Source organism: Pseudomonas sp. PME37.24/025 (assembly GCF_055556615.1).
This window is the reverse complement of the sequence record NZ_JBVHNK010000518.1, coordinates 1-229: the sequence shown is the minus strand read 5'-3', so window position 1 is coordinate 229 and position 229 is coordinate 1. Positions and strand designations below refer to the sequence as shown.

Genomic DNA, 229 nt, shown 5'->3' with positions numbered 1-229 from the left:
CCTCGGATGCGTTCAGATCTGTCCCCACTACCAATCTGCTCTGATCGGAGCTTTGATCGACTACTATGAAGTCTGATCCTTTCCATTTCATATAGCTTTGCACACAGTACCTTGAGAGCTTTGGCCTTATTCATATGCTGAGAACGCTCATCTTGTATAGCAACCACAATCCCAGATGGAAGGTGAGTTATTCTAACAGCACTGTTAGTTGTATTTGCATGCTGACCAC

At 44.5% G+C, this 229-nt stretch carries 1 protein-coding gene; it reads right to left on the bottom strand.

What is annotated here, in order from left to right; translation table 11 throughout:
* On the bottom strand, window positions 1–167 hold a 167-nt coding region (locus ACZ3HH_RS31280; RefSeq protein WP_465810635.1), incomplete at its 3' end, for a peptide chain release factor-like protein.
* Between the last annotated feature and the right edge of the window lie 62 nt (window positions 168–229).